This is a genomic window from Streptomyces sp. NPDC059582 (genome assembly GCF_042735715.1).
In the GTDB taxonomy this organism is placed as follows: Bacteria; Actinomycetota; Actinomycetes; order Streptomycetales; family Streptomycetaceae; genus Streptomyces.
Genome location: NZ_JBHWCC010000018.1, coordinates 103,977 through 124,075 on the forward strand (window position 1 = coordinate 103,977; position 20,099 = coordinate 124,075).

Annotated in this window: 18 protein-coding genes and 1 riboswitch; of the genes, 6 read left to right on the plus strand and 12 right to left on the minus strand. The window is 71.9% G+C overall.

Going from position 1 to position 20,099, the window contains the following annotated elements; translation table 11 throughout:
- The first annotated feature begins 292 nt into the window (after positions 1-292).
- Complete coding sequence (locus ACFV0T_RS17830; protein WP_385779608.1) at positions 293-2,338, plus strand: HelD family protein; 2,046 nt, start codon at positions 293-295, stop codon at positions 2,336-2,338.
- 327 nt (positions 2,339-2,665) lie between these two features.
- Here ACFV0T_RS17830 and ACFV0T_RS17835 read toward each other — a convergent pair whose 3' ends face one another.
- Positions 2,666-3,358, minus strand: coding sequence for a copper homeostasis protein CutC (locus ACFV0T_RS17835; protein ID WP_385779518.1), 693 nt, complete (start codon positions 3,356-3,358; stop codon positions 2,666-2,668).
- A 120-nt stretch (positions 3,359-3,478) separates the two neighbouring features.
- On the minus strand, positions 3,479-4,150 hold the full coding sequence (locus ACFV0T_RS17840; RefSeq protein WP_385779520.1) for a maleylpyruvate isomerase family mycothiol-dependent enzyme: 672 nt from the start codon (positions 4,148-4,150) through the stop codon (positions 3,479-3,481).
- A 64-nt stretch (positions 4,151-4,214) separates the two neighbouring features.
- Here ACFV0T_RS17840 and ACFV0T_RS17845 point away from each other — a divergent pair, with 64 nt between their 5' ends.
- Together ACFV0T_RS17845 and ACFV0T_RS17850 are read left to right on the plus strand one after the other, a co-directional pair.
- Entirely contained in the window at positions 4,215-4,868 is a 654-nt protein-coding gene (locus ACFV0T_RS17845; protein WP_385779522.1) for a hypothetical protein, read from the plus strand.
- A gap of 28 nt (positions 4,869-4,896) precedes the next feature.
- The gene (locus tag ACFV0T_RS17850; protein ID WP_385779523.1) at positions 4,897-5,982 is read left to right on the plus strand and encodes a GNAT family N-acetyltransferase; all 1,086 of its coding nucleotides are present in this window, start codon (positions 4,897-4,899) and stop codon (positions 5,980-5,982) included.
- Here the strand turns inward: ACFV0T_RS17850 and ACFV0T_RS17855 are convergent.
- A complete protein-coding gene (locus ACFV0T_RS17855) occupies positions 5,964-6,242 on the minus strand; it encodes a DUF4031 domain-containing protein (RefSeq protein ID WP_385779525.1) in 279 nt (92 codons plus the stop codon). The two genes, ACFV0T_RS17850 and ACFV0T_RS17855, sit on opposite strands and share 19 nt — an antisense overlap.
- A 13-nt stretch (positions 6,243-6,255) precedes the next feature.
- Positions 6,256-6,639 carry a hypothetical protein gene (locus tag ACFV0T_RS17860; protein WP_385779527.1) on the minus strand — a complete coding sequence of 128 codons (384 nt, stop codon included), beginning with the start codon at positions 6,637-6,639 and terminating at the stop codon, positions 6,256-6,258.
- 55 nt (positions 6,640-6,694) lie between these two features.
- Here ACFV0T_RS17860 and ACFV0T_RS17865 point away from each other — a divergent pair, with 55 nt between their 5' ends.
- Together ACFV0T_RS17865 and murQ are read left to right on the plus strand one after the other, a co-directional pair.
- Complete coding sequence (locus ACFV0T_RS17865) at positions 6,695-7,615, plus strand: MurR/RpiR family transcriptional regulator (RefSeq protein WP_385779529.1); 921 nt, start codon at positions 6,695-6,697, stop codon at positions 7,613-7,615.
- 65 nt (positions 7,616-7,680) lie between these two features.
- Positions 7,681-8,616, plus strand: coding sequence for an N-acetylmuramic acid 6-phosphate etherase (murQ, locus tag ACFV0T_RS17870; protein WP_385779531.1), 936 nt, complete (start codon positions 7,681-7,683; stop codon positions 8,614-8,616).
- A gap of 88 nt (positions 8,617-8,704) precedes the next feature.
- Here murQ and ACFV0T_RS17875 read toward each other — a convergent pair whose 3' ends face one another.
- Positions 8,705-10,651 (minus strand): Ig-like domain repeat protein, encoded by a 1,947-nt coding sequence (locus ACFV0T_RS17875; protein WP_385779533.1) that lies wholly within the window; start codon positions 10,649-10,651, stop codon positions 8,705-8,707.
- A gap of 279 nt (positions 10,652-10,930) precedes the next feature.
- On the opposite strand from ACFV0T_RS17875, the gene ACFV0T_RS17880 reads away from it, so the two are divergent.
- Positions 10,931-11,500 carry a hypothetical protein gene (locus ACFV0T_RS17880; RefSeq protein WP_385779535.1) on the plus strand — a complete coding sequence of 190 codons (570 nt, stop codon included), beginning with the start codon at positions 10,931-10,933 and terminating at the stop codon, positions 11,498-11,500.
- 126 nt (positions 11,501-11,626) lie between these two features.
- Here the strand turns inward: ACFV0T_RS17880 and ACFV0T_RS17885 are convergent, their stop codons facing one another.
- From ACFV0T_RS17885 to thrC, 7 genes are all read right to left on the minus strand, one after another.
- On the minus strand, positions 11,627-13,141 hold the full coding sequence (locus tag ACFV0T_RS17885) for an MFS transporter (protein ID WP_385779537.1): 1,515 nt from the start codon (positions 13,139-13,141) through the stop codon (positions 11,627-11,629).
- 191 nt (positions 13,142-13,332) lie between these two features.
- The gene (locus tag ACFV0T_RS17890; protein ID WP_385779539.1) at positions 13,333-14,220 is read right to left on the minus strand and encodes a metallophosphoesterase; all 888 of its coding nucleotides are present in this window, start codon (positions 14,218-14,220) and stop codon (positions 13,333-13,335) included.
- A gap of 61 nt (positions 14,221-14,281) precedes the next feature.
- Positions 14,282-15,409 (minus strand): NADH:flavin oxidoreductase, encoded by a 1,128-nt coding sequence (locus ACFV0T_RS17895; RefSeq protein ID WP_385779541.1) that lies wholly within the window; start codon positions 15,407-15,409, stop codon positions 14,282-14,284.
- 293 nt (positions 15,410-15,702) lie between these two features.
- On the minus strand, positions 15,703-17,325 hold the full coding sequence (groL, locus tag ACFV0T_RS17900; RefSeq protein ID WP_385779543.1) for a chaperonin GroEL: 1,623 nt from the start codon (positions 17,323-17,325) through the stop codon (positions 15,703-15,705).
- 373 nt (positions 17,326-17,698) lie between these two features.
- Positions 17,699-17,905 (minus strand): cold-shock protein, encoded by a 207-nt coding sequence (locus ACFV0T_RS17905; RefSeq protein WP_007493268.1) that lies wholly within the window; start codon positions 17,903-17,905, stop codon positions 17,699-17,701.
- 430 nt (positions 17,906-18,335) lie between these two features.
- On the minus strand, positions 18,336-18,611 hold the full coding sequence (locus ACFV0T_RS17910) for a MoaD/ThiS family protein (protein ID WP_385779545.1): 276 nt from the start codon (positions 18,609-18,611) through the stop codon (positions 18,336-18,338).
- Complete coding sequence (gene thrC / locus ACFV0T_RS17915; protein ID WP_385779547.1) at positions 18,608-19,891, minus strand: threonine synthase; 1,284 nt, start codon at positions 19,889-19,891, stop codon at positions 18,608-18,610. The genes ACFV0T_RS17910 and thrC overlap by 4 nt, the downstream gene beginning before the upstream one ends.
- Positions 19,892-19,908: 17 nt before the next feature.
- Positions 19,909-20,048, minus strand: a riboswitch (SAM riboswitch).
- Positions 20,049-20,099: the final 51 nt, after the last annotated feature.

The window sequence follows — 20,099 nt, forward strand, 5'->3', positions numbered from 1 at the left end:
TCTCCATGGTCGCTCTCCTGGCGGAAAAGCCACATCGGTCCCGGGGCCGAACCCGCGGGGTCACCGGGTCCTCCCGTGGACCGACCCGCTCCCCCCAGGGCGGGAGGGGGCGTCCCCTAGGGGACGGAAAACCGTTCGCGTCCCCGCCAGCGTTCGCCTAGAATCTCCGCTCTTGCCCGCCTCCCTCACGGAGCGCAGCCGACCGGACGGAAACCGGGCGGCACCCCCGCGGCCGACCGCACGCCGCGCGCACCAGCAGTCCTTCCCGCAGCAGGCCCCCGGAGGCACCCCCTTGTCCACTCCGCCCGCCGACGATCCGCTCGCCCGTGAGCTCTCCCACCTCACCTCGTCCCGTGCCGCGCTGCGCGCGATGCGCGAGGACGTCGAATCCCTCGACATCAGCAACGTCACGGCGAACTGGGTCAACGCCGAGGTGCTCGCCCGCCAGATCGACGAGCGCATCAAGGCACTGGCCGACCTGAGCGACACCCCGCTGTTCTTCGGCCGGCTCGACTACCTGCACGCGCCCGGCGCCGAGCGGGCGGAAGGGGCGGAGGGCGAGCGGTTCTACATCGGGCGCCGGCACGTGCACGACGGTGACGGCGATCCGATGGTGATCGACTGGCGTGCGCCGGTCTCGCAGCCTTTCTACCGGGCGTCGAAGAAGGACCCGATGGACGTCGGGCTGCGCCGCCGCTTCGGGTACACGGGCGGCGACCTCACGGCGTACGAGGACGAGCACCTCTCGGACCCGGCCGAGGAGGCGCGCACCAGCAAACTGCTCCAGCGGGAGATCGAGCGCCCGCGCGTCGGTCCGATGCGGGACATCGTGGCCACCATCCAGCCCGAGCAGGACGAGATCGTCCGCAGCGGGCTGGGCGGGACGGTCTGTGTGCAGGGCGGACCGGGGACCGGGAAGACCGCCGTCGGTCTGCACCGCGTCGCCTACCTCCTGTACGCCCACCGTGAGCGGCTGGCCCGCACCGGCACCCTGGTCATCGGGCCGAACCGGTCGTTCCTGCACTACATCGAGCAGGTGCTGCCCGCGCTGGGCGAGCTGACGGTCCGGCAGGCCACGGTCGACGACCTGGTGGCCCATGTGGAGGTGCGGGGCGCGGACGAGGCGACGGCCGCGGTGGTCAAGGGTGACGCCCGGATGGCACGGGTGCTCAAGCGGGCGGTGTACGCCCACGTCACCCTGCCCACCGAGCCGGTCATGGTGGTGCGCGGCTCACGGCGCTGGCGGGTGCCCGCGTACGAGCTGGAGGGCATCGTCCGCGAGCTGCTGGACCGCGACATGCGCTACGGCGCCGCCCGCGAGGCCCTGCCGCAGCGCGTCGCGCACGCCGTGCTGGTCCAGATGGAGCGGTCGGGCGAGGCGCCGGACGACCGGGTGCAGGACGCGGTGGCCCGCAACAGCGCCGTGAAGGCGGCGGTGAAGGAGATCTGGCCGCCGGTCGATCCGGCGAAGCTGGTACTGCGGCTGCTGACCGACGCGGACTTCCTCGCCGCGCACGCGGAGGGCATCCTCACCGAGGAGGAGCAGAAGACGGTCCTGTGGGCGAAGCCCGTACGGAGCGTGAAGTCGGCCAAGTGGTCCCCGGCCGACGCCGTGTTGATCGACGAGGCGACCGACCTGGTGCAGCGCACGCACTCGCTCGGGCACGTGGTGCTGGACGAGGCGCAGGACCTCTCACCGATGCAGTACCGGGCCGTCGGCCGGCGGTGCACCACCGGCTCGGCGACCGTGCTCGGCGACCTGGCGCAGGGCACCACGCCCTGGGCGACCCGCAGTTGGGACGAGGCGCTGACCCACCTGGGCAAGTCGGACGGGGTGATCGAGGAGCTGACGGCCGGTTTCCGCGTGCCGACGGACGTCATCGGCTACGCCTCCCGGCTGCTGCCGCACATCGCGCCGGGCCTCGCCCCGGTGGCGTCGGTCCGGGAGAACCCGGGCTTCTTCGACCTGCGCCCGGTCGCCGGTTCCGCCGAAGTGGTCGCCGCCTGCGAGGAGTTGCTGCGCAACGAGGGCTCGACCGGTCTGATCGCGGCCGACGTCCGCGTCCCGGCGCTCGCGCAGGCGCTCACGGCGGCCGGGATCGCGTACCTGGCCCCGGGCGAGGAGACGACCCGGGAGACCCGGCTGACCCTGGTCCCGGCCTCGCTCGCCAAGGGCCTGGAGTACGACTACGTGGTGCTGGACGAGCCACAGGCCCTGGTGGACGGCGAACCGGACGAACGCACCGGCCTGCGCCGCCTGTACGTGGCGCTGACCCGAGCGGTGTCGGGCCTGATCGTCACCCACTCGGCTCCGCTGCCGACGCAGCTGGCCCGGTAGACCGGCAAGAGGGATTCGCTCCGGGGCGCCCCGACCGGGCGCCCTTTCCCCGGAGCCCTTTCCCCGGCGGTCACCCGCCGACGGTCACGCATCGTCGGCGGCGCACCGCCGGCCGCCCGCCCACGGTCACGCGACTTCGGTCACGCGACTTCGGTCACGCGACTTCGGTCATGCGCCGACCGTCATTCGCCCACGCCCACGGGCCACCCGCCGTCAGTCACGCGCCGGCAGAACACCCGCCCACAGGCGCCCACCGGCACTCACGTACGACGCTCACCCGCCCACAGCCACCCACCGACACTCGCGCACGACACTCACGCACGACACTCACCCGCCGTCGATCACCCGGCGCCACTCCGCGACCGCGGTCGACGACACCGGTCCCGCCCAGCCGTCCGGGCGGGCCGCGCCGCCGATGTGGAAGCCGTCGATCCCGGCGGACAGCAGCGCCGGCACATGGTCGAGGCGGAGGCCGCCGCCGACGAGGAGCCGCTGCTCGTAGCCGGGCTCCCCGCACCGCGCCGCCTCGGTGAGCAGTACGGGCAGCCCTTCGTCGACACCGGCCGGCGAGCCGGCGGTGAGATAGGTGTCCAGGCCGGGCAGGCCGTCGAGCTGCTTGCGCAGGGCGTCCCGGTCGGCGGCGCGGTCGATGGCCCGGTGGAAGGTCCAGGGAGCGCCTTCCAGTTCGGCCACGATCCGCTCGACCGCACGCAGGTCGACGCTGCCCTGCGCGTCGAGGAAGCCGAGCACGAACTCGGTGGCGCCGGCCGCCCGCATCGCGCGGGCGGCGCGCACCAGCCCCTCGACGTCGCCGGCGCCGAACCCGTCGGCGAGCCGCAGCATCACGCGCAGGTCGATGTCGACGGCGGCCCGGATCCCGGCGAGGGTCGCCGCCGACGGGGTGAGCCCGTCGGCGGCGATGTCGGTGACCACCTCGAGGCGGTCCGCGCCTCCGGCCTGGGCGGCGACCGCGTCCACGGCGTCGAGGGCGATCACCTCCAGGACTGCACGCGTGCTCATAGGACCCCTTCCCTTGGATTCCCTGGTTCCCCTGGAGTGCTACAGGTCTAGTCCAATCTCAGGGTACGCCCACGGGCCCCGGGGCCGCGAGATGGTCGGCGACCTGCGCCTACGCGCGCGTCAGCCGAAAAGGTTCAGTTCTCCCGCCTGCGCTCCGGCCAGTTCGTACCCGTCGGCCCGCACCGGACGTCCCGCGTACAGCCGTACGAGGGTGGGGGCGTCGCCGATGTAGCGCGCGGGGGGCCGGCCGGCGCGGTAGTCGCCGAGGGCCAGCGGATCGTCGAGGTCGTCGAGGTCGGCGTGCAGCGGCAGCCGGCCGCGCTCGCGGCTGATCCGGGCGAGCAGCGCGAGCGCGTACGGCAGCCCGTCCCCGGCGTAGGCCCCCGGCTCCCCGAGGGCCTCCCGCACGTCCCCGGCATGCACCCACTCGCCCAGCGCGATGCCGTCGAGCCCGCCGTCCGCCCTCGCGATCACCGGCCCCGCCTCGGTCATCCCGTACTCCAGCTCGTCGACGACCCGGGCGTTCGTCCACCCGGCCCGCTCAGCGATGTCGCGGTCGTTGGCCTCGGGCGAGAACACGCCCTCCTCGAACCTGCGCTCCACCACCCTCGTCAGCGCGGCCGAAGAGTGCGCCAGCACATCGCGCACCGTCCAGCCCGGACACGCCTCGCTGCGCAGCGCGAAGTCGTCGTCCGCCCTGGCCCGCAGCAGCGGGATCAGCGCGTCCCGCTCGATCGTCAGGAGCCGCCCGGGCAGCTCGGGGTCCCGTTCGTCAGAGGTCCGCTCAGTCATGCGCTCCACGCTAGTGCCGCAACAGGCAACAGGGGCATGGCGGCGACGGCGGGAGAATGGGGGCATGGCCGATCATGTCGATCTCGACGCGCTGCGTTCCCGCTGGCTGCGCACCCTGCTCGCGGCGCGCGAGGGCGCATGCCACCCCGACCCGTACCGGTACGCCGACGACCTGCTGCGCCGCTGGTCGGAGCCGCAGCGGCGGTACCACACGGTCGCCCACCTGGTCGCGGTCCTGGACCACGTCGACGTACTGGAGAAGGACGCGGACGACCCCCTCGCGGTGCGGCTGGCGGCGTGGTTCCACGACGCGGTCTATCTGCCGGAGCGCTCGACGAACGAGGAGCGCTCCGCCCGCCTCGCCGAACGCGCGCTGCCCGAGGCGGGGGTCGGTGCCGAGCGGACGGCCGAGGTGGCCCGCCTGGTCCGCCTCACCGTCGGGCACGACCCGGCCGACGACGACCGCAACGGGCAGGTCCTGTGCGACGCCGACCTCGCGGTGCTCGCCGGCCCGCCGTCCGCGTACGCCGCGTACACGGCCGCCGTCCGTCAGGAGTACCACTTCGTCCCCGACGACGCCTTCCGCGCGGGCCGGTCGGCGATCCTGCGCCAACTCCTCGAACTGCCAAGGCTGTTCCACACCCCGCACGCGGTCGCGGAGTGGGAGGCCACGGCCCGCTACAACCTGCGTGCCGAGCTGGAAATGCTGTCGACCTGACAACCCCGGCCCGCCTACGCTGCCCCGCATGCGTGAAATGGGCGGGGAACAGGTGGAAGAGGCCGTCGCGGGCTGTGTCGCGGCACTGCGGCCGGCGGTGGACCGGGACTGGGCCGGGGTGAAGGCCGGCCGGCTGGAATGGAGCTGCCGGGAGACGGCCGCGCACATCGCGGGCGATCTCATCGCGTACGCCGGTCAGTTGGCGGGGCGGGCGCAGCACGCGTACGTCCCCTTCGAGATCACCCTCGAAGGCAGTGGCGACGGCCTCGACGCGGCCGACAACCCGGGCATCCTGCACGTCATCGAGACGACCGGCGCCCTGCTCGCCGCCGCCGTTCGCACCACCCCGCGCGAGGTCCGCGCCTTCCACCCCTACCCGTTCCGCAGCGCGAGCCGCGAGGGTTTCGCCGCGATGGGCATCGCCGAGGTACTGCTGCACACCCACGACATCGCCGAAGGCCTCGGGCTCGCCTACGAGCCGTCCGCGGAGCTCGCCGAGAGCGTCCTCACCCGGATCTTCCCGCACGTCCAGCCGGGTCCGACCCCGTGGGCCACCCTGCTGTGGGCCACCGGCCGCGGCGACCTGCCCGGCCGCGCCCCCGTCACCGCCTGGCGCTGGAACAACAACCTCGTCCTCCCCGCCGGACGCCTCACCCTCCAGGGCGTCACCCCGGCCGCCGCCCGCGACCTGAGCCTGGGCGGCGACGGTGGGTTCGAGTGGATCGACGGCGGCCCGTTCGAGGGCACGCGGGAGGCCGCCGGGATGCTGGTGAAGGCGTACGAGGCCGGCGTGCACCGGCCCGAGTGGGGCGTGTTCGCGCTCGTCCGCACCGAGGACGGCCGCGCGGTCGGCGGCATGGGCTTCCACGGCGCACCCGACGAGGAGGGCCGCGCGGAGGTCGGCTACGACCTCGTCGAGGCCGCCCGCGGCCAGGGCTACGCGACCGAGGCGCTGCGCGCGCTGGCGCGGTGGGCGCTGGCGCGCGAGGACGTACGGTCCCTGTTCGCGACCGTCGAGCGCGACAACATCGCGTCGCAGGCCGTGGTGTCCCGGGCCGGGTTCACCCGGGTCGACACGGACGACGAGGAGTTCGCCTACGAGCTCCTCGGCTGAGGACGGCCCTTGGGCCTGCGCAGCCCCGAGGCGTGCAGCAGCCGCACCACCTCGCGGCTGCTGACCTCGACCGCCCCCGCGGCGACAGCGTCGGCGTACCGCTGCGCGGGCAGGTCGTAGTGGTCGCGTTCGAAGGCCCGCCGGGGCACCCCCAGCCCGTCGGCGAACAGATGCAGTTCGTCGTAGGAGACGTCGCTGACGACGTGCGACCACAGGCGGCCGTGGCCGGGCCAGGTGGGCGGGTCGATGTAGATCGTCACCGGAGTACCGCCGTCACGAGGACGGTGTCCCGCCGGCGGCCGAACCCAGCGCTCCCACCGGCGCGACCTTCACGCCCGCCTGGTGGCACACCCAGTGCGGGTCGGGGCCGAGCTCCGGCTCCACGTCGAGGGCGTGCGGATCGCCGGAGCCGCAGACCGGGCACAGCGGCCAGCGGCCGTGGCGCTCCAGCAGCGCGTCCTGCACGTCCTGCGCGACCAGCCCGGCCACGTACTCCGCGCCCTCCGGCCACTGCTCCACCCACCAGCGCCGCTGCACCACCGAGTCCTCGACCAGCGACACCACGTCCGCCTCGGCCACCTGTCGGGCGACCAGATCGGCGAGCACGAGGGCACGCGCGGCATGCAGAGCCTGCTCCACGGGGCTGATGGGATCCATGCACCCATTGTGCGCACTCTTGACCCCGACACCGAGCTGAAAATATCTTTCAAAGGTGACCCAGAAAGTGAAGGAAATTTTCGGCAGCCCCGGTTCGCCCGTCGGCAGCCCGCCCGCCCCCGCCGCCCTCGCGGCCAAGGTCCGCACGCTCGCCCCGTCGATGACCCGCTCCATGCAGCGCGTCGCCGAGGCCGTCGCGGGCGACCCGGCCGGCTGCGCCGCCCTCACGGTCACCGGCCTCGCCGAACTCACCGGCACCAGCGAGGCCACGGTCGTACGCACCGCCCGCCTCCTCGGCTACCCCGGCTACCGCGATCTGCGCCTCGCCCTCGCGGGCCTGGCCGCGCACCAGCAGTCGGGACGGGCGCCCGTGATCACCACCGACATCGCGGCCGACGACCCGATCGCCGACGTCGTGGCGAAACTCGCCTACGACGAGCAGCAGACCCTCGCCGACACCGCGGCCGGGCTCGACACCGCCCAGCTCGGCGCGGCGGTCGCCGCGGCCGCCACCGCCCGGCGCATCGACGTGTACGGCATCGGGGCGTCCGGCCTGGTCGCCCAGGACCTCACCCAGAAGCTGCTGCGCATAGGGCTGATAGCGCACGGGCACAGCGACCCGCACCTCGCCGTCACCAACGCGGTGCAGCTGCGCGCGGGCGACCTGGCCATCGCGATCACGCACTCCGGGTCCACCGGCGACGTCATCGAACCGCTGCGCGTCGCCTTCGAACGCGGGGCGACGACGGTGGCGATCACCGGACGGCCCACCAGTGCGGTCACCCAGTACGCCGATCATGTGCTGACCACGTCCACGGCCCGGGAGAGCGAGCTGCGGCCGGCCGCGATGTCGTCCCGCACCAGCCAACTGCTGGTGGTGGACTGTCTGTTCGTGGGCGTGGCGCAGCGGACGTACGACACGGCCGGACCGGCGCTGGCCGCCTCGTACGAGGCGCTGGCCCACCGGCACCGCTGAGCGGCCCCCCTGCGGCATGCCGCACGACCCCACGACTGGAAAGCACCCGGAAAGAGCCACCGCCCATGACCTCCGCCTCCCGTCCCCGTGATCTCCTGACCGAGCTGGAGACCCTCACCACCGAAGCCTTCCGTCCGGAACTCGCCGAGATCGACCGGCTCCCCACCCTCGAGATCGCCCGCCTCATGAACGGCGAGGACACCACCGTGCCCGCCGCGGTCACCCGGCGGCTGCCGGAGATCGCCGCGGCGATCGACGCGGTGGCGGAGCGGATGGCCCGTGGCGGGCGGCTGATCTACGCCGGAGCGGGCACGGCGGGGCGGCTGGGCGTGCTGGACGCCTCCGAGTGCCCGCCCACCTTCAACACCCGGCCCGGACAGGTCGTCGGGCTGATCGCGGGCGGCCCCGACGCCATGGTCACCTCGGTCGAGGGCGCGGAGGACTCCGGCGACCTGGCGGGGGCCGACCTGGACGCCCTCGGCCTGACCGCCCACGACACGGTGGTCGGCGTCTCGGCCTCCGGACGCACGCCCTACGCGATCGGCGCGGTGGCCCACGCCCGGACGCGCGGCGCGCTGACGATCGGGCTGGCCTGCAACGCGGACAGCGCGCTGGCCGCCGCGGCCGACCACGGCATCGAGATCGTCGTCGGGCCCGAGCTGCTCACCGGTTCCACCCGGCTGAAGGCGGGCACGGCGCAGAAGCTGGTGCTCAACATGATCTCGACGATCACGATGATCCGGCTGGGCAAGACGTACGGGAACCTGATGGTCGACGTACGCGCCTCGAACGAGAAGCTGCGCGCCCGTTCGCACCGGATCGTGGCCCTCGCCACCGGCGCGGACGACCAGGAGATCGAGGAGGCGCTGGCGGCCACCGGCGGCGAGGTGAAGCACGCGATCCTGACGATCCTGGCCGGGGTGGACGGCCCGACGGCCGCCCGCCTGCTGGAGGAGTCGGACGGCCGTCTGCGGGCCGCGCTGGCGTCGGCCGCGGGCTGATCCGCCGCCCGGCGGGAGCGCGGCCGGATCGGCCGAGACCTACGTCTTCGGCTTCACCGACCGCGCGAGGGCCCCTGCCGCAGAGGCGTCAGTTGGAGAAGTACAGGTACTTCCACGCCCCGTACGTCGTCGAGTTCACGCTGTCGCCGGACGAGCCGTTGACGTACGTCGACCGCACCCGGGCCCGGATGCCGGACTCGCCGGGCGCGCCGAGCTGCACGGCGCTCCTGCCGCTCGTACCGAGGGCGAAGTACTGCGAGTCCGCGGCGTACCAGCGGCCGCCGTAGTAGACCTCGAGGTCGAACCGGAACTGACGGCCCTTGTAGTAGGTCATGCTCGTGGTCAGCACCGGGTCGGTGTTCTTGTGGAACCAGTAGTACGACGTCGAGCCGATCTTCGCCGTCCTGTAGTGCCGGGAGACGGCCGTGGAGACCTTCACGCGGGCGTAGCCCGTGACCTTCACGGACTTCGACGCGTAGCGGGCGTCGCCCTTGAACACCGCGGTGACCGCCGTGTCCCGGGTCATGTCCAGCGTCACCGAGATGTCGCCGTGGGAGTTGACCTTGCCGGTCTTGACCAGCTTCTTCGGCTTGTCGCTGCCGAACGGGTCCGACCAGAGCTCGACCGTACGGTTCTTGTACGTCGTGCCGAGGTGCGCGGTGAACTTCACGTCGGCGCCGTAGTTGTACAGCTTGCCGTTGTTGTTGAGGGTCAGCTTGGTCGCCGCCCGGGAGACGGAGACCGCGTCGGAGGCGGAGGCCGCGGTGTGCTGGGCGTCGCCCGCGTAGGCGACCTTGTACGTGACCGTACCGCCGGCCGGCGGGGTGTCGGTGAAGGAGTACGTGCCGTCCGCCTTGACCGTGACAGCCGCGAGCGCCTTGCCGCTCGGGCTCTCCAGGTCGGTACGGGTGACCGCGATCCTGGTGCCCGCCGGGAACGGGACGGTGGCCGAGAGCCTGCCGGTGACCGTGAGCGCCTTCGCGCGGGTCGCGGAGGCCGGTGCGTTGACCGTGAGGGTGGGAACGCTGAGCGCCGGGCCGGTGAAGGCCTTGAGGGTGTAGGTGCTGTCCGTGCCGGTCAGGGCGAACAGCCGCGCGGAGTCGGGGGCCCAGGCCACCTCTCCCATGGAGGAGTTCCCGGCGTCGAAGCGGCGCACCGGCTTGTCGGCCGCCGGCTTGTAGACCGACACGTGCCGGTCGTAGACCTGCGCGACCAGACCGCTCGGCGAGACGTCACCGTGCCAGCCCGTCTCCGTGAGGCTCCCGGCCTCCGTGAAGCCCCCGTCGGCGTAGGAGAGCCGCCGGGTGCCGTTCCACAGCACCTCGGAGGTGCCGGGCACGAGGTCGACGTCCCCGAAGAAGCGCCCGCCGTCGCTCTTGGCGACCACCTGCGGGGTGGCACCGGACACGTCGAGCACGTTCGCCGCGCCCGAGCTGTCGCCGCTGTCGGTGTAGGCCAGCAGGCCGGGGACCGCCGGGTCGGCGTCGAGGATCGCCGAGTTGTAGTACGGGGTCACCGCGTCCGGCAGCTGTCCGACGGCCACCGCGGCGGCCGGGTCGGTGGCGGCGGGGTCGATGGCACCCAGGTTCCCGTGGAAGGCCCCGTCCTCGCCGGTGGTCCGGTACGAGAACCACAGGCGCCCGCCCGCGAAGGCGACCTCGCGCGGGGTGGCCTCGGCGCCGATGTCGTAGTGGGTCCTGACGTCGAGCGTGGCCGCGTCGAGGGCCACGATCTCGTGACTGGTCGGCAGTGCCGCGTACAGCGTGGCCCCGTCGTCCGAGAGCGCCAGGTCGCTGGGACGGCCGAAGCCCACGTTCAGGTCGACGAGGGAACCATTGTAGTCGGTCGCCAGGATCCGTCCGTTGTCCTGGTCGGCGACGAAGACGCGCTGCAGGGCGCCGTCCACGACGAGGCCGACGGGCTGGGCGAGAACGGCCGACGCGGCCGACGCGGAACCGGCGGTGGCGACGGTCAGCGCCGCCGAGCTGAAGAGAACCGCGAGCGCCGTCGCGGTCGAGATGCTGCGCGTACGCACAGTTACTGATACCCCCACGAAAGAAACCCGGTGCTGCACCGGGGAATCGAGAGCGCCGCGCAACGCCCGGACGTGACCGCGCGACTCGTGTCGGCGGTGACGCGCGGGGCGCGGCTGCCGGAACGGAGCCTATGGCATGGCTGTGACAATCGAGGAACGAGTTTCCCGCACACCGTCGCCGCAGGGCCTTCACGCCCTCGTCACGATCCTCGCGGCCGTCCTGCCCGGTCCCGTGGCGTCCTACGCTGGAGGCCGCAGACCATCAAGGAGCAGGCCCCCATGAACCACGCGCAGCTCACCGCCCTGGGCCGTGCCCTCCGCCTCCTCGGCGAGCACGGCGAGGCCCTCACCTCCGACACGCCCGACGGCCGGCTGCACGAGGTCAGGGCGGATCTGCGGCGGGCCCTGGACCTGCTGGAGGAGAGCGTCACCACGGCCGTGCCCAGCACGCGGTGCGCCGAGCACCCCGGCGGGCCGGTGGACGCCTCGGCGCCCGACCTGTGCCTGCTGTGCGAGACACGGCGCCGGGCCGCCCGCCGCTCCGAGTTCAACGGCCCCGCCATGGACCCGCGGCCCACCGCCACCGCCCCCTCCCGCTACGGCGTGCGCGCCGACCGGCCGCAGCCCCAGCAGCGCTGGCTGCCGGAGCTGTGGACCGGGCAGGAGTGGCAGCTGTGCGGCACCCCGCGCCGGGACCGCCGCGAGGCGGAGCTGTACATCACCGCCCAGCGCCGCGGCCCCCGGCCCGCGATGGCCTACCGCCTGGTCCACGAGTTCACCGACTACGAGGTGCTGCGCGTGTGGGGCACACCGGTGAAGGTCGACATCGAACCGCTCGGGAACCTCTAGCGGCACCGGCACCGGTGCGGGCACCGTCCACCGGTGCGGGCACCGTCCGCAACCGCCGGAAGCAGGACGGCCGCCGCCCCTCGGGTGCGGGGCGGCGGCCGTCTCCGGCTCCTCGGTCGGCCTGTCCTACGCCTTGGTTCCGGAAACCTCGGGAGCGTCGGGAGCCTCGCCGGCCTCCGGCCGCCTGCCGGGCTCTGCGGCCGCGGGGGCGGGGCGGGCGGCGGCCGCGTCCCGGCCGGGAAGGAAGGCGGCCAGGACGAACGCCAGGGCCGCGGCACCGGCCCCGAGGGCCATGACGACCTTGAACCCGTTCTCGGACGGCAGGGCGTAGCCGCCGAGGTTCATGGTCATCTGCGCCAGGATCACGCCGGCGACGGCGCTGGCGACCGAGGTGCCGATGGAACGCATCAGCGTGTTGAGGCTGTTGGCCGCGGCCGTCTCCGACGGGCTCACGGCGCCCATGATGAGCGCGGGCATCGCGCCGTAGGCGAAGCCCACACCGGCGCCGATGACGCAGGAGACCAGGACGAGGTGCCAGACCTCGGACATCAGCACGATGTTCAGGCCGTAGCCGGCGGCGACGATCACGGCACCGATCATCAGGGTGACCTTCGGGCCCTTGGCCTTGGTGACGGTCGCGGACACCGGGGCGAAGGCCATCATGACCAGCCCTTGCGGGGCCATGACCAGGCCGACGGTCAGCATCGACTTGCCGAGGCCGTATCCGGTCCGGGTGGGCAGCTGGAGCAGCTGCGGCAGGACCAGCGCCATCGCGAACATCGAGAAGCCGAAGGCGATCGAGGCGAGGTTGGTGAAGAGGACCTGACGGCGGGCGATGGTGCGCAGGTCGACCAGCGGGGTCGGGGTGCGCAGCTCGTAGAAGCCCCACGCGAGCAGGACCACGACGGCGACGGCGAACAGGCCGAGCGTGGTGGCGCTGCCCCAGCCCCAGTCGGCGCCCTTGGAGACGGCGAGCAGCAGGGAGACCAGGCCGACCGCCATCCCGGCCGAGCCGACGAAGTCGAAGCGGCCGCCGGTGCGGACCTGGGACTCGGGCACCAGTGTCAGGACCAGCGCCAGCGCGACGACGCCGAAGGCGGCGGAGGTCCAGAACAGCAGGTGCCAGTCGAAGTTGTCGGCGATGAAGGCGGCGGCGGGCAGACCGAGGGCGCCGCCGACGCCCAGGGAGGCGCTCATCAGGGCGGTGGAGCCGGCGAGCCGCTCCACGGGCAGCTCGTCGCGCATGATGCTGATGCCGAGCGGGACGGTGGCGGCGGCCAGGCCCTGCAAGGCGCGGCCCACGATCATCGGGGTCAGGGAGTCGCTGAACGCGCACACCACCGAGCCGACGACCAGCAGCACGATGCTGACGAGCAGCAGCCTGCGCTTGCCGAACATGTCACCGAGCCGGCCGGCGACGGGCGTGACGACGGCGGCGGCCAGCAGTGTGGCGGTGACCGCCCAGGCGGTGTCGGAGGCCGAGGCGTTCAGGTACTTCGGCAGCTCCGGGACGATCGGGATGACCAGGGTCTGCATCAGCGAGACGACGATTCCGGCGAAGGCCAGGACCGCCACCACTGCGTTCGACCCGGGCTGGGCGGTTCCCCCGGCCGCTGGGGGCCGGACGGGAGCGTCGGACATGGAGGGGCCTCCGTGGGGCGTACGGGCATACGAATCTGCTTGACTCAGGCAACCTTAAGTCAATTGATTGACTTAAGCAAGGGAAAAGAGCGGCCCCAAAAGGGCGGCCCCCGGTCCGACACCGAGGCGGGAAGGGGGCGGAGAGCCCGGAAGGGAGAGGGGAGGGTGGGATCAGTTCCGGTGGCCGGGGGTCAGTTCCGGTGGCCGGGGGGCCCGTGCCGCGCGATCACCTCGCGGGTGCGCTCCTCGTCGAGCTCGTAGACGGTCTCGTGGGCCCGCGGATCGCGCGCGTGGAAGGTGTGGAACATCGGCCCCGACGCGCCACCGAGCTCCACCAGTGACGCCGACGCGCCGCGCACCGCCCGCTCGGTCCCCGGCCGGGTCGTGAGGTCGATGCGGTTGACCACACCGGGCGTGACCCACACCGGCACGGCCGCCAGGAAGCCGAGGAGCTGGAGGTGGAAGTGCCCGGTGAGTACGACCCGCACGTCCGTCCCCCGGATCACCTCGCCCAGCCCGCCCGGATCACGCAGCCCGAAGGCCCGCTGGGTCGGCACGTCCAGGGCGATCGGCGGATGGTGCAGGGCCAGTACCGTGCCCTGCTCCGAGGGCACCCTCAACACCTCGCGCAGCCAGTCGAGTTGGGCCTTCCCGAGCTGCCCGTACACCTCCCCCGGCACCAGCGAGTCCAGCGTCACGAAGCGGTAGCCGCCGACGCCGCTCACGGCGGCCCGCTCGGCCCCCGGCACGGCCGCGACGGCCCGCTCCGTCCCGTCGGCGGCCAGATGGCCGCTGCCCAGCACCTTCGCGAAGGCCTGGCGTTCGTCGTGGTTGCCGGTGGTGAAGAAGACGGGGGCGTCCCACGTCCGGGCGAACGCGCCCACCGCCTCCCGCACGGTCGTGTACGCCTCCACCGCGCCGTCGTCGGCGAGGTCACCGGTGACGACGATCGCGTCGACGGCCCGCTGGTGGCGCAGCGCGGCCAGCATCAGCCGCAGCGACTCGGTGGCGGCGACGCCGTGCCGGTTGGGCTCGTCGGTCCGCTCGACATGGGTGTCGGACAGATGCAGGATCCGCATCTGCCGCACGCTAACGGCAGTCGGGGCCCACGGCCAGAGGGCGGCCGCGGGCCCGTGGGCCTCAGCTGAGGGTGCGCAGCGCCGCCGCGTCGTACGGCTTCAGCTCGTCGCACCGGTCGGCCAGGACCTTCGCCGCCCAGTCCGGGTCCTGGAGCAGCGCGCGGCCGACGGCCACCATGTCGAACTCGTCGCGCTCGAGCCGGTCGAGGAGGTTGTCGATGCCCTTGACCGGCGAACCCTCGCCCCTGAAGCTCCCGACGAAGTCGCCGTCGAGACCGACCGAGCCCACGGTGATGGCGGGCCTGCCGGTGATCTTCTTCGTCCAGCCGGCCAGGTTGAGGTCGGAGTCTTCGAACTCCGGGAGCCAGTAGCGGCGGGTGGAGGCGTGGAAGGCGTCGACGCCTGCCGCGGCCAGCGGGGCCAGGATCGCCTCCAGCTCCTCCGGGGTCTCGGCCAGCCGGGCGTCGTACTGCTGCTGCTTCCACTGCGAGTAGCGGAAGAGGACCGGGAACTCCGGCGAGACCACCGCGCGCACCGCGGCGACGATCTCCGCCGCGAACTTCGTCCGGGCCACCGGGTCGCCGCCGTAGGCGTCCGTGCGGCGGTTGGTGCCCGCCCAAAGGAACTGGTCGAGCAGATAACCGTGCGCGCCGTGCAGCTCGACCCCGTCGAAGCCGATGCGCTCGGCGTCGGCCGCGGCCTTCGCGAACGCCTCGATCACGTCGTCCAGATCCTGCCGGGTCATGGCCCTGCCGGTGACCTCGGCGCCCTCCGTGCCGATGCCGGACGGGCCGACCGGCGGAGCGTCGGCGAACGGCGGCTCCCCCGCCTTGCGCACCATGCCGATGTGCCACAGCTGCGGCACGATCGTGCCGCCCGCCGCGTGCACGGCGTCCGCCACCTGGGCCCACCCGGCCAGCTGCTCGTCGCCGTGGAAGCGCGGGACGCGGTCGCTCTGCCCGGCCGACTCGTGGCCGACGTACGTCCCCTCGGTGACGATCAGACCCACACCCGCGGCGGCGCGGCGGGCGTAGTACGACAGCACGTCCTCGCCCGGGATGCCGCCCGGGGAGAACTGGCGCGTCATCGGCGCCATCACGATCCGGTTCGGGACGGTGAGGCCGTTGAGCGCGACGGGCCGGGACAGGATCTCCGCGGCGCGGGAGGCGGAGGACGCGATGACGGTCACGTGGGAGGCTCCTGGTGAATTGACTGGACTGGTCGGTATGTGCGTGTGCATCGAACGCACTCAGAGGTCAACGGACCCGTCGGCCACCGCATTCCGCCCACCGCACGAGTCACATGTGATCCGCGCCACTCCCCGTGCCGCTCCCGGGCGGTTCCCCCGCCACTCCCCGCGCCCGTCCCGAGGAGCGGGCCGCCGGCGCCCCGCGGAAACGCCCGAGGGCGGCACCCCCTGTCTCCAGGGAGTGCCGCCCTCGGTACTGGACGGACGGGTCCGATCCTCGCTTTCGCGAAGGATCAGAAGTCCATGTCACCGCCCGGCATGCCGCCGCCGGCCGGAGCCGCGGACTTCTCCGGCTTGTCGGCGATGACGGCCTCGGTGGTGAGGAACAGCGCGGCGATGGAGGCGGCGTTCTGCAGAGCAGAGCGGGTCACCTTCGCCGGGTCGATGATGCCTTCGGCGATCATGTCGACGTACTCACCGGTCGCGGCGTTCAGGCCGTGGCCGACGGGCAGGTTGCGCACCTTCTCGACGATGACGCCACCCTCGAGACCACCGTTGACGGCGATCTGCTTGAGCGGGGCCTCCAGGGCGAGCTTCACGGCGTTGGCGCCGGTCGCCTCGTCACCCGTGAGCTCGAGCTTCTCGAAGACCGAGGAAGCCTGGAGCAGAGCCACGCCACCACCGGCGACGATGCCCTCCTCGACGGCCGCCTTCGCGTTGCGAACGGCGTCCTCGATGCGGTGCTTGCGCTCCTTGAGCTCGACCTCGGTGGCGGCACCGGCCTTGATGACGGCCACGCCGCCGGCCAGCTTCGCCAGGCGCTCCTGGAGCTTCTCGCGGTCGTAGTCCGAGTCCGAGTTCTCGATCTCGGCGCGGATCTGGTTGACCCGGCCCTGGACCTGGTCGGTGTCACCGGAGCCGTCGACGATCGTCGTCTCGTCCTTGGTGATGACGACCTTGCGAGCGCGGCCCAGGAGGTCCAGGGTCGCGTTCTCCAGCTTGAGGCCGACCTCCTCGGAGATGACCTCGCCGCCCGTGAGGATGGCGATGTCGCCGAGCATGGCCTTGCGGCGGTCACCGAAGCCCGGGGCCTTGACGGCGACGGACTTGAAGGTGCCACGGATCTTGTTGACGACCAGGGTCGACAGGGCCTCGCCCTCGACGTCCTCGGCGATGATCAGCAGCGGCTTGCCCGACTGCATGACCTTCTCCAGGAGCGGGAGCAGGTCCTTGACGGAACCGATCTTGGAGTTGGCGATCAGGATGTACGGGTCGTCGAGCGACGCCTCCATACGCTCCATGTCGGTGGCGAAGTACGCCGAGATGTAGCCCTTGTCGAAGCGCATACCCTCGGTGAGCTCGAGCTCCAGACCGAAGGTCTGGGACTCCTCGACGGTGATGACGCCTTCCTTGCCGACCTTGTCCATCGCCTCGGCGATGAGCTCGCCGATCTGGGTGTCGGCGGCGGAGATGGAGGCCGTGGAAGCGATCTGCTCCTTGGTCTCGACATCCTTCGCCTGCTCCAGCAGGGCACCGGAGACGGCCTCGACGGCCTTCTCGATACCGCGCTTGAGAGCCATCGGGTTGGCGCCGGCGGCCACGTTGCGCAGGCCCTCACGGACGAGCGCCTGGGCGAGCACGGTCGCAGTGGTCGTACCGTCGCCGGCGACGTCGTCCGTCTTCTTGGCGACTTCCTTGACCAGCTCGGCGCCGATCTTCTCGTACGGGTCCTCGAGCTCGATCTCCTTGGCGATGGACACACCATCGTTGGTGATCGTGGGGGCGCCCCACTTCTTCTCGAGGACGACGTTGCGGCCCTTGGGGCCAAGGGTGACCTTGACGGCGTCGGCGAGCTGGTTCATCCCGCGCTCGAGACCGCGCCGTGCCTCCTCGTCGAACGCGATGATCTTGGCCATGTGAAGTGGTCCTCCCGGACTGGGGTGGATTGCTCCGGACCGCGCTGGCGCCCGCGACGGACGGCCTGCCTGCCCCGTGGTTCCTTGCACCACCTGGCCTGCGGGCCTCACCGACCCGGTCCTTCGTTATCACTCTCACCTTCAGAGTGCTAACGCCAATGATTAGCACTCGCCCCGCCCGAGTGCAAGGTGCGCCTGCGCGGCAGGCTCGATGAGGGGCGGCGGTCGGGTGACGGTCGGGCGCGAGCGCCGGCCGGTGATCCGCGGGTTCCGCGCGGCGGGAACCGGGCAGGCCGAAGGGCTCGCACCCCGTGAGGTACGAGCCCTTCGAAGAAATACAGAAGAACGTCGCTGCAGTAAGTCGGCGCGTGCTTCAGCCGGTCGCCAGGCGGACCATGTCCGCCTGCGGCCCCTTCTGACCCTGCGAGATCTCGAAATCGACCCGCTGGCCCTCTTCCAGGGTGCGGTACCCGTCCATCTGGATCGCGCTGTAGTGGACGAACACGTCCGCACCACCGTCGACCGCGATGAAGCCGTACCCCTTCTCCGCGTTGAACCACTTGACGGTGCCCTGAGCCATGCCTAACTCCCCTATTACTGGCCCTTGCACAGATCCGCACTTCGCGAATCCGGGTCAGACCTCACCCCCCATTGGCCGGGGGCGTGCGCCGGAACGCGTCGACCGCGGCTGAATGTATCTGTCCAACTGCCGTCTGCAACAGGTCAATCGGACGAGAAATCCGGGCATGACGGGTCCGGAATCTACCCACAATTCGCCTAGTTTCAGGGCAAGTTGGGCCAGGCATAGGGAGCGAAAGGCGCAAAAGGCCTGCACAGTTTGGCTGCTTCTTATCGGCAGTGCAGCAGGCTCCGAAGGCCGCCGACCCTGGAATCGGGAGCGGGTTCCCCAACTGTACCGCGCTCAACCACACTGAATTGCCCCCTCCGCTTCTCTCACGGAGGGGGCAATTCGATGAACTCTCGGTAACCTCGGTTACCGATGGTAATGATCAGCCTCCGGCGACCGCCGGAATGATGGAGACACCCGCGCCGTCCGGGGTCGCGGTCGCCAGGCCCTGCTCGAAGCGGACGTCGTCGTCGTTCACGTACACGTTGACGAACCGGCGCAGCTTGCCCTCGTCGTCCAGGACGCGGCCCGCGATGCCTGTGTGGTTCTTGTCCAGGTCGGAGATGACCTCGGCGAGGGTCGTGCCCTCGGCGCTCACCTCGGCCTTGCCGCCGGTGTACGTGCGCAGGATGGTGGGGATGCGGACGTTGACGCTCATGATGCGAGGCCAGCCTCTCGGAAGGAGTCCAGGTTCGGGCGGATCGTCGCGGTCAGGCCGGTGCCGGCCACCGCGTCCAGGGTCTTCAGACCGTCGCCGGTGTTCAGCACGACGGTCGTCTTCGTCGGGTCGAGCAGGCCGGCCTCGATGAGCTTCTTCGTCACGCCCACCGTCACCCCGCCCGCCGTCTCCGCGAAGATCCCCTCGGTCCGCGCCAGCAGCTTGATCGCGTCCACGATCTGCTCGTCCGTCACGTCCTCCACGGCACCGCCCGTGCGGCGCGCGATGTCGAGGACGTACGGCCCGTCGGCCGGGTTGCCGATCGCGAGGGACTTGGCGATGGTGTCCGGCTTCTGCGGCCGCACCACGTCGTGGCCGGCCTTGTACGCCACGGACACCGGCGAGCAGCCCGCCGCCTGCGCGCCGAAGATCCGGTACGGCCGGTCCTCGACCAGCCCGAGCTTGATCAGTTCCTGGAGACCCTTGTCGATCTTCGTGAGCTGGGAGCCCGAGGCGATCGGGACGACCAGCTGGTCGGGCAGCCGCCAGCCGAGCTGCTCGCAGATCTCGTACGCGAGGGTCTTCGAGCCCTCCGCGTAGTAGGGCCGCAGGTTGACGTTGACGAAGCCCCAGCCCTCGCCGGCCGGGTCGCCGATGAGCTCGGAGCAGAAGCGGTTCACGTCGTCGTAGTTGCCCTCGATGCCGACGAGTTCACCGCCGTAGACCGCGGCCATGACGATCTTGCCCTGCTCCAGGTCGTGCGGGATGAACACGCAGGAGCGGAAGCCTGCCCGGGCGGCGGCGGCGCCGACGGCGCCGGCCAGGTTGCCGGTGGAGGAGCAGGAGAGGGTGGTGAAGCCGAAGGCGCGCGCGGCCTCCAGGGCCTGGGCGACGACCCGGTCCTTGAAGGAGTGCGTCGGGTTGCCGGAGTCGTCCTTCACGTACAACCCGCCGGTCACACCGAGCTCGCGCGCCAGGTTGTCGGCCTGGACGAGCTTGGTCCAGCCGGGGTTGATGTTGGGCTTGGTCGCCACGTCGGCCGGGACGGGCAGCAGCGGGGCGTAGCGCCAGATGTTCGCGGGGCCGGCCTCGATCCGCTTGCGGAGCTCCTCGGTGTCGTAGGCCGAGAAGTCGTAGGCGATCTCGAGCGGGCCGAAACACTCCTCGCAGGCGAAGACCGGGCCGAGCGGCACGCGGTGTCCGCACTCACGGCAGGAAAGCGCCGCGGCGGGGCCCAGATCGACGGAGTTGGTGGTGCTTGCAACGGTCTGCACAGCCATGGAGGCGAGGCCCTTTCTCCTCATCTTCCTCACGGCGCACTTCGCCGTGAGACGGATTTGGCACCTTCCCGAGCCGGGAGCCTCGCGTGAACGAGAGCCGACTGGAGGGTTGCCGGGGCTTCATCGGGCCGTGTCCCTCTGCCCCTCTGGATGAGCGGTATGAAGTTGTGAACGGCGGGCCACCCTGGACATGCGATGGTCATGCGCG

Coding starts and splice junctions, on each gene's coding strand:
- ACFV0T_RS17835 (WP_385779518.1), bottom strand. CDS start 3,358: ATGAGCACGCGTGCAGTCCTGGAGGTGATCGCCCTCGACGCCGTGGAC.
- ACFV0T_RS17840 (WP_385779520.1), bottom strand. CDS start 4,150: ATGACTGAGCGGACCTCTGACGAACGGGACCCCGAGCTGCCCGGGCGG.
- ACFV0T_RS17845 (WP_385779522.1), top strand. CDS start 4,215: ATGGCCGATCATGTCGATCTCGACGCGCTGCGTTCCCGCTGGCTGCGC.
- ACFV0T_RS17850 (WP_385779523.1), top strand. CDS start 4,897: ATGCGTGAAATGGGCGGGGAACAGGTGGAAGAGGCCGTCGCGGGCTGT.
- ACFV0T_RS17860 (WP_385779527.1), bottom strand. CDS start 6,639: ATGGATCCCATCAGCCCCGTGGAGCAGGCTCTGCATGCCGCGCGTGCC.
- murQ (WP_385779531.1), top strand. CDS start 7,681: ATGACCTCCGCCTCCCGTCCCCGTGATCTCCTGACCGAGCTGGAGACC.
- ACFV0T_RS17880 (WP_385779535.1), top strand. CDS start 10,931: ATGAACCACGCGCAGCTCACCGCCCTGGGCCGTGCCCTCCGCCTCCTC.
- ACFV0T_RS17885 (WP_385779537.1), bottom strand. CDS start 13,141: ATGTCCGACGCTCCCGTCCGGCCCCCAGCGGCCGGGGGAACCGCCCAG.
- ACFV0T_RS17890 (WP_385779539.1), bottom strand. CDS start 14,220: ATGCGGATCCTGCATCTGTCCGACACCCATGTCGAGCGGACCGACGAG.
- groL (WP_385779543.1), bottom strand. CDS start 17,325: ATGGCCAAGATCATCGCGTTCGACGAGGAGGCACGGCGCGGTCTCGAG.
- ACFV0T_RS17905 (WP_007493268.1), bottom strand. CDS start 17,905: ATGGCTCAGGGCACCGTCAAGTGGTTCAACGCGGAGAAGGGGTACGGC.
- ACFV0T_RS17910 (WP_385779545.1), bottom strand. CDS start 18,611: ATGAGCGTCAACGTCCGCATCCCCACCATCCTGCGCACGTACACCGGC.
- thrC (WP_385779547.1), bottom strand. CDS start 19,891: ATGGCTGTGCAGACCGTTGCAAGCACCACCAACTCCGTCGATCTGGGC.